The organism is Acinetobacter sp. WCHAc060033 (assembly GCF_004209125.1).
Classification (GTDB): domain Bacteria; phylum Pseudomonadota; class Gammaproteobacteria; order Pseudomonadales; family Moraxellaceae; genus Acinetobacter; species Acinetobacter wuhouensis.
Window position 1 is genome coordinate 1 of record NZ_SGSW01000080.1, and the last position, 7,895, is coordinate 7,895.

General features: G+C 34.0%; 6 protein-coding genes. 4 read left to right on the top strand and 2 right to left on the bottom strand.

What is annotated here, in order from left to right; translation table 11 throughout:
* Positions 1-435 precede the first annotated feature (435 nt).
* Both EXE10_RS19570 and EXE10_RS19575 read right to left on the bottom strand, forming a co-directional pair.
* On the bottom strand, positions 436-825 hold the full coding sequence (locus tag EXE10_RS19570) for a transposase (RefSeq protein WP_410117608.1): 390 nt from the start codon (positions 823-825) through the stop codon (positions 436-438).
* A gap of 607 nt (positions 826-1,432) precedes the next feature.
* Positions 1,433-2,254, bottom strand: a complete 822-nt coding sequence (locus tag EXE10_RS19575) for a helix-turn-helix transcriptional regulator (protein WP_130114472.1) — start codon at positions 2,252-2,254, stop codon at positions 1,433-1,435.
* A 90-nt stretch (positions 2,255-2,344) separates the two neighbouring features.
* On the opposite strand from EXE10_RS19575, the gene EXE10_RS19580 reads away from it, so the two are divergent.
* The 4 genes from EXE10_RS19580 to EXE10_RS19595 form a co-directional block, all read left to right on the top strand.
* Positions 2,345-3,148 carry a hypothetical protein gene (locus EXE10_RS19580; RefSeq protein ID WP_130114473.1) on the top strand — a complete coding sequence of 268 codons (804 nt, stop codon included), beginning with the start codon at positions 2,345-2,347 and terminating at the stop codon, positions 3,146-3,148.
* Entirely contained in the window at positions 3,145-6,063 is a 2,919-nt protein-coding gene (locus EXE10_RS19585) for a hypothetical protein (RefSeq protein ID WP_130114474.1), read from the top strand. Before EXE10_RS19580 ends, EXE10_RS19585 begins: the two co-directional genes overlap by 4 nt.
* Positions 6,053-7,426: a hypothetical protein gene (locus tag EXE10_RS19590; RefSeq protein ID WP_130114475.1), complete on the top strand. Its 1,374-nt coding sequence runs from the start codon at positions 6,053-6,055 to the stop codon at positions 7,424-7,426. Before EXE10_RS19585 ends, EXE10_RS19590 begins: the two co-directional genes overlap by 11 nt.
* On the top strand, positions 7,416-7,895 hold a 480-nt coding region (locus EXE10_RS19595), incomplete at its 3' end, for a condensin complex protein MksE (RefSeq protein ID WP_130114476.1). The genes EXE10_RS19590 and EXE10_RS19595, both read left to right, overlap by 11 nt.

Sequence of the window (7,895 nt, forward strand, 5' to 3'; positions counted from 1 at the left end):
TTCAAAAAATGAAAGGATTTAAAATAATTAAAGATATAGTAAAACCGCCTAATTCCCCATACAAATGTGAAAAATAACTTGAAAAGGGTATCTATTGAGTCAACTAAGCATTTTCTCCGTTTCTTCTTCCCCCCATTCATGCCCATATTTTTAATGGGATTTAAATCTGGGCTATAAAGTGCCAAAGTATCTGATGTTTATATTGTGCTAATAAATCTTGGGTATCTTGTCGTTTATAAAATGTAGCATTATCCATAACAATTACTCAGTGCGCAGACAATTCAGTTATCAAAAAATTTTCTACCCAAAAATTGATAAATTGCACCAATTGCATAGGTCTGATTTTTTAATTACCAGTTGTATGTCCCGTAACAGGGTGTTCCTTACTAAGAATAACCATGAATTCTATGTTTATGTGATTTAACGCTACTTTCACTAAGATATATGATTGGGTGTTGGTACTTTAATTGATCTAAATCTTCTAAGTATTGTTCTCTTAGTTCTATTTTTGCTTTCGGGAGGTATAAGGTCTTTTTTTAACTGTGATTTTTTAGTTGTTTGAGGGTATCCCCCAATTGTAGATTTACCACAGCTGAAACGTATAGCGCGTTCATATTGAAAATCATTAGGATATTTCTCAACATTGGTAGGTAATAAATCATCATCAACTTGGGATGATTTACTTGGTCGAGTTCTTTTTATTTTGATCCACTTCTTGTATTCGATAATTGTATTTTTATCAATTTCACATTTTTGAGTAACGGCACGAATAGGATAATCATCTTTAAGCTTGGCTAATACTTTCTTCCTAAAATGACTAATCAATAACTTGGTATTCTTAGAGATATCCGATGATATTTTTTAGCGACACAATAGGTGTCATTTTTAGTTAGTAACGATACAACAATTGTTATTTTCTGTTTCTCAATTGTTTTTTTAGATTTAATATCAAGTATTGTTGAGCCGTAAGTAAAACTTGTTCCAGTAATATTTTTACATCTACATGTAATTTATTGTTTTTTATAAATATTTTATATTTTGTTGCTATTTTTAAATAGAAAGTAAGCCATAAAGCTTATTTGGTTTTTAAAAATATTTATTTTGTTATATCACGTAAATATTTAGAAATTTTAGTTTAAGTTATACAAGAAAAAATAGAGCCATTAGGCTCTATTTTTTATTCAAGGAAATTTCATTTGTCGCTAAGGAAAACTTATATGTCGCCTTACGCGGGCGTTGAAAGACAGATGGTTTGAGACTTAATTATTTAGTGAAATCAATTGGTTTTGGTAGTTTTAGACATGAGATCTCAACTATTTTTTGCCACATAAGTTGAGATTTTACTTAAATGTGTGTCAGATAAGTTAGGATTTCTCTTTTTTAAAACTCTGCCAATTATCGTGATACTCACTAACTGACTACACCAATCGTTTTAGGGTAGCGGTTTAATTGAAGCAACCTTTAATGGGAAGAGGGTATATGGAAGATCCTCATACTCAATAGGTGCAATATTCCACCCCATGAGAAAATACATCAAAACCTCCTTCTTAAGTTGAACAACCATCTGATTATTTATCAGGTGATAATCTAACTCCAATGTTTCCAAGTTAGCTGTTCCATTCGGCACAATGGTCACTTCTAAATTTTTATGCCATTCAATATCATTTTCGATACTTTCAGCTGGCGCAATCGTTCGAGTTGATGTAGTTGAATTAATTATGCGGTTGAGCTTGAAGGTACGGAATTGCTCTTTTAAACGATCATAGGCCCTTACATAGATGAATGGCCCCATCTGAATTAAAGTATGAGGGATAATTGTCCTGCTAGAAATACCGCTGGTACGTGATGCATATTCGATATCAACAACACCTTTTTGCGATAAAGCTCGTAGAACTGGACAAACCTTTTTTAACTGTGGTTTGTTGACTGGTATCTGAAGAACATAAGAGGTGTTGCTTAGGTCCGTTTGGCAGATAACTTCTTGTTTATTTTCTGCTAATAGTAGCAATGCTTCGTGTATGTCATGTGTGTAAAGTGGGCAGAACCAGGGTAAAGGTTTATAAGCAGCAATACTGGGATAGTATTGAAGGTTTGAAGTCTTATCTTGGTAGGCTTTTATATCTTTTGATGCAGTTGCTTCTTTGATACTAAATCTGTTCATGAGAAGCGTGCGGTTGACATACCCTAATACGAAAGCGCAAAGGTCAATAAAAACCAATCTTTGATTCTGCCTATCTAGGATGAAATCTGACATACGGTCTCCAAAATCAATAAAACCTCGTATTATTTTATACACCGTATGTTATCATACGTTGTGTCGGTAGTTTACCTCAGGTTTTCGGTTGTGAAAATAAAGAAATTATCTAATTTAATCCGAAAGGTTCAACTTCATGAAAATGTAAACCTAGATGATCTTCGTGCCGAAATTAGTAAATTGCCGCTGAAGAATCATCATTTCGAATTAACCGATATTAGAGCAATAAAGAACGAAAGAGGCTCTTTATATCAGGTGACGTATTTTAATCCTGATTTATTGAATGAAATTTTAATGCTCATTAGCAGTGCTGGAATTGATCGCAAATCGGCAGCCAATCAAAATATGAGTCACAATCATAAGGTCGATGGTTCATTTCTATTGATTCGTCATGCAAAAAGCCATCCTCAGGTTGTGACAATCGATGTTACAGGTGAGTTTTTTAGTCCTGTGAAGCAATCTCAAATTGCTGTGGTTGTTGAGAATCGTCAGATTTTTTTATTTGCAAATAGATTTAAAGAGTTTTTAATTAAACATACTGATGTACCAGTAGATGAAACAACAGATTTTATTTTTGGTGCAGGCAATGAATTGCCAAATTCATATCATGCTAAGTTCTTGCAAAGTTATGATCACCTTTATCTATGTTTGGATATGGATTTAGGGGGGTTAATGATAGCTAACAATTTAATATCTACGTTAAAACAATCAAACATTACTTTTGTCCAGCCACATGATATTAAATCTCGTCTTGAGGCTGTTCGTATTAGGCGTGAGCATGATTACTTATTAGGTGTTAGTAATTTTATATCAATCGCACATCCAGTACTAAAACCTTATGCTCAACTAATAAGAAGTATGGGTTGTACGCTTGAACAGGAGAGCTTTTTATGAGTAGCCTTCAACTTTTAGAAGATACTAAGTTCATATTAAAACGTCTTATATTGGTCAATTCTGCTGGTCATGCATATTCCGAGATTATGCTTGATAATCATTTAGCTATGTTTGGCAGTAATAACGTTGGTAAAACAGCAAGTCTTGCTGCAACAAAGCTATTATTATTTCCTGAAAATAACTTTAGGAACTGTGAATCAAAATTCCGATTCGTTGGAGATGATGGCCCATATTCAGGTGAGGCATCACATGGTTTTTACTTTCCAAGTAGTAGCTCATTTCTAGCACTTGAAGTAAAAAACGACTTGGGAAACTTCTGTATGGTTCTTTATCGACCTGCTGCCAACACAAGCGTTACAAGATTGGATTACAATAGGGTTTTTATTCCTGTTCCATATGAACAGTTACGTCCATTGTTTTGGGATGAAACAGAGAGTGAAGAAGGTAGGTTTGCTAGTGAGATCAGTTTAGAAAAATTACTTGATTTTGCGAAAGTAAATAAGGGAAAAGAAATTTCTGAACCTAAGCGAATAGCTGAAGTAATGTTTGGTAGTTATGGTACAGCTGAAGGCAAGTTTTGTGTTCTGCCACTAAAAGACATTTCAAGCGATTCAATATCAGCATTCCGCGATATCTATAACTTAGCTTTTGCATCAGCGAGTAATAGCAAGGAAACATTGCCGTCTGCTATAGCGGCTTTGATTGAAATGCAGCGTGGTCGAGATAAAGAAAAAATTGATTTAAACCTGAATAAAACTTATCAAGAATATCAAGAGTTAGTTAAAGATAAGAATCGACTTGAATTGCTTGATAGTGTAAGTGGTGAATTTAGCTTACTCCATGGCATATATAAATCATTAAATGAACGCATTGAAGAGTATTCTACAAATTTTCATGCGTTACACCGTTGGTTAAGCGATTCTAGGAATAACATCGGCCCACGTGCCCAAGAGAATCAAGCATTAGTCTCATCAGCCAGTGAAATACTCACCATTCATAGTAATAGTCTAAATGAACTGCATCAAAAGGAAATATACACTAAGGGGCAATACGAGTTAAAAGAAAAAGAATTTATAAAAAGGGAGAAAAAACTAATTTCATGGCAAGTGAAAATGGGAGCGTATCATGGTCAAGAATTGCCAGAAATACTGAAGGTATTAGACGAAGATATACTTGGCTTTGATGAAAGTATCGAAGCGTTAAGTAGTATTGAAGCTAACGTTAATACTTTAGCCCAGAAGAAAGCTGAATTACAACAGAAACAGCGCCAGCACGACAATATAGAGTTGATCCTACAAAATGAAAGCCATCAACTTTGGAATCAATTATCAGAACATGCCGTCCAAGTTTTAAATACGATTGACTCACGTCTCAACAGTGTTGCTATTGCATTAGATTCATCAGCTAAAGATATCATTGAAAGCTTTGCGAATTTATTTGAGTTTAAGGAATCAACTGGAGATTTCTTTTTTAAAAACACTCTTCTTAATGAGCACCAATTTATTGCCTTCGACCCTAATAAAAATCGTTTAAAAAATGAGGAGAAGTTGCTGACTCTAAAAAAGGAAATCACAAAAGCACAGGCTAAAATAGATGAGCTAGATGGCTATTTAAGACAAAATGTTAATAAAGCTTATACAGATGAGGAAAAAACTAAACTGATTGATAAAAGGGAGCAGTATCAATCTGATAGAGAGTTGCTAGCAGCAAAAGATAGCATCAAAGCAGCCTATGAAGAAGCAAAAATTGAATGTGCTGAGTTAAAATTAATTTGGGAAAATATCAGTAGTAAGAAGTACATAGAGGAAATGGCTTTTCAAGAAGCAGAAGCTATATTTAATGAATATGATACTGTCCGACAGCAGCTCCAATCTCATATCGAGACCTTTAATGATATTCAGGCTCAATTACGTTATGCAAACATAGAAAGGTTATTAGTACCAGACACAGCACTAACTGGGGTAGAGGAGGCTTTAATAGCTTTGCCACAAGGTCATTCGCAAATTAAGTCTCTGGCTTTCAAGTTGTCTGATATGGCAAAAAGTTTGAATAAAGAGTTTGACCGCTTCAAAGAAAAATTCCAAAGATTTATGATTGATGTCCCTGAAGTCGGGGTCGAAGCTCATACTCAAGACCCAAGTATGATGGACTTTTTGGTGCCTATTTATAAATATGCAACGATATTCAATACATTGGAATATCAAAAAAAGGACTTCTCACAAAAGGTGACTAAACACAACAATGAAATTCGCGCTCAAGTGGAAGAAATCGTTGAAGCTAATGCTCAACTGGAACGCCAGATAAAAACCATTAACACTCAATTAAATGGTCATCGTGTTTCTAATCTATCTAATATCACATTAGATTTAGAAACGATTAAAGATTTTGACAGTCTTAGATATACAGTAGAAAAGTACAATGTAAGTGGTGATACATTACCAGATGAGTCCTTTTACACTTCTCTTTTGACGTTTTTTGGCAAAAACCAAAACTCAAATGGTCGTCTCAAAATGGTCAATTTGATTAAATCTATTGGCTATAAATACTCAATTAATGATGGACCATTGGTTTCAAAATCGCAATCTAAAGGAACAACCACAACTATTACAGCATTTGTGTCTTCGATCTTATTAGCTGAAATTAAAGAGGTTAATACCAAAGTACATTTACCAATTGTAGTTGATGAGGTAGCCGCATTGGATGCCGATAACTCTGAAGCAGTAGTAAAGCATATTTCTGGACAAGGATTCTCAATTTTCTGTGCAACACCAAAATTTGAAGCCCATATCGCGAACTGTACTGGTAGACACATTTTAATTGATCAGTATCGACCAGATAAGGTTTTATTAAACACGTGTCAATTACACATTCTACCGCGTCATGTTAGTGTCTTTGGAGGGGAAGATGCTGGTTAATCGCTCATACATTATTCAAGCAATTCTCGATGAACAAGATGAATTTTTTAAATTCATTGATTACATTAATGAGAACAATACTGGCGGAGAGTTCCCAATCCAGTTATATGTAGATTTTTATAATCAGACGATCCTACCAAAGGTAAATATCGATCCACTTAAGTTAAAACTTAAAAACATTTTGGATAGAAAATCCATGGTTGAAAATGGCATTTTCTTCGAAATGAAGGGGAGTGGTATGTTTGCCATAAACAACATTGTTTTAGAAATTCTCAGTTTTATAGATACAAAAAGAAGCAAGCAAATATTTGAAGTTCAATTTGAGTTATTACGTGAAAATACAATATCGTTAGCAAAAGAGATCCAAAAACATCCTATTGGTAGTGAAGAACAACTAGAAGCAATTGCGGCTTTCAGGCAACTATTAAATGAAGTTCAGACAAAAGTTATCGAAAACCATAAAGTATTGGATGCAAAAGTAAACGATTTTTCTGCTGAATACGCACGTTACCAGTCTGGTGACACTTCAATTACACTCGATGGTTTATTTCAACGTATTGACACTCTATACCAACGTAATGTCAAGCCATTTATTCAATTCACAACCACTGAAAATTTAGTTGTAGGTGGTTCATTTACTACCGCAATTTCTCAAATCATTAAATACTTTGATACTCAAGACTTAAATGATTTAGCTAAATTTTTAAGCTTTCGAAAGACATCAATTACTACGTATTACAAAGATGTAGGTGATACCAATAGAAAGATTCAACGGACGCTAAATCAAATCGGTAGTGACAGATCAATGTATTTGGCAATTGAACACTTATGGTCAAAAATTGATGAGTACGTGGATACCAAACGACATGGTGGTGGAAGTAAAATTAAGTTAAACAAGTGCGCAGAAGTTTTTGATGCAATAAGTACTTTTGATGGGTTGTTCACTCATAACCGCAATTATGGTGAACGTTTAAATCTACAAGCTGAAGGTAACTTTCATCGTTTTGAGTGGCATTACGAACGTATTTTATCAAAACCAGTACAAGCTAAGATTAAACAGCAACAGCCATTACCAGCAAAGATTTATAAAAATCTTGAGAGAACAAATAAGATAGCTCGATTGGTTTATCAGATGCAGCTACCTAATCAGATAGATGACATAGTTTGGTATATACACGAAACCTTTCAATCAAATTTGTCCGAATATTGCTTAACCGATTTACTTGATGGTTTAGAGGCCCTTTTACCGAGGTTAAAAGGTGGAACAAAAGGAACTTCACGTCGGAATAGAGTTGAGGATGAAAACTATTATTATGACTACTCAATTTTGAAGTTTGATAAGGAGCTAATCTATGTCTGTTAATAAAAATTATGCAGCAAAAATCTACAGTCATCTAATAAATGGAAAAGTATTAGTTCGAGAAATTATCCAAAATGATAATTTAATAAATAATTATCTGTTTAGTGAGGTCATGGATAACCTTAAAGCATATGAAGACCAATATGCAATGTGTGGATTTAATTTTATTAATACTGGTGATTATGTGTATATTTCAGATAAGCAACCGCCTAATGATCGAAAAACTGATGTAGGGATGAAAGCCCAAATACTTTTGCTAATGGTTGGTAAATACCTTAATAGCCGGAATTTAAGCCTGACTAAATTCTCAACATTATCCGCAGGTATTACACAGGAGGAACTTGAAGAAATACAGAGTATTGGTGATAACGCTGATATCCTTGTTAGAGCAGGCATGGGGAATGGATTCCTATCTAGTTTCAAATCAAACCTTGTTGAACGAAATATTGTGTTAGAAAAAACATCCTCAAAA

Coding starts and splice junctions, on each gene's coding strand:
- EXE10_RS19575 (WP_130114472.1), bottom strand. CDS start 2,254: ATGTCAGATTTCATCCTAGATAGGCAGAATCAAAGATTGGTTTTTATT.
- EXE10_RS19585 (WP_130114474.1), top strand. CDS start 3,145: ATGAGTAGCCTTCAACTTTTAGAAGATACTAAGTTCATATTAAAACGT.
- EXE10_RS19590 (WP_130114475.1), top strand. CDS start 6,053: ATGCTGGTTAATCGCTCATACATTATTCAAGCAATTCTCGATGAACAA.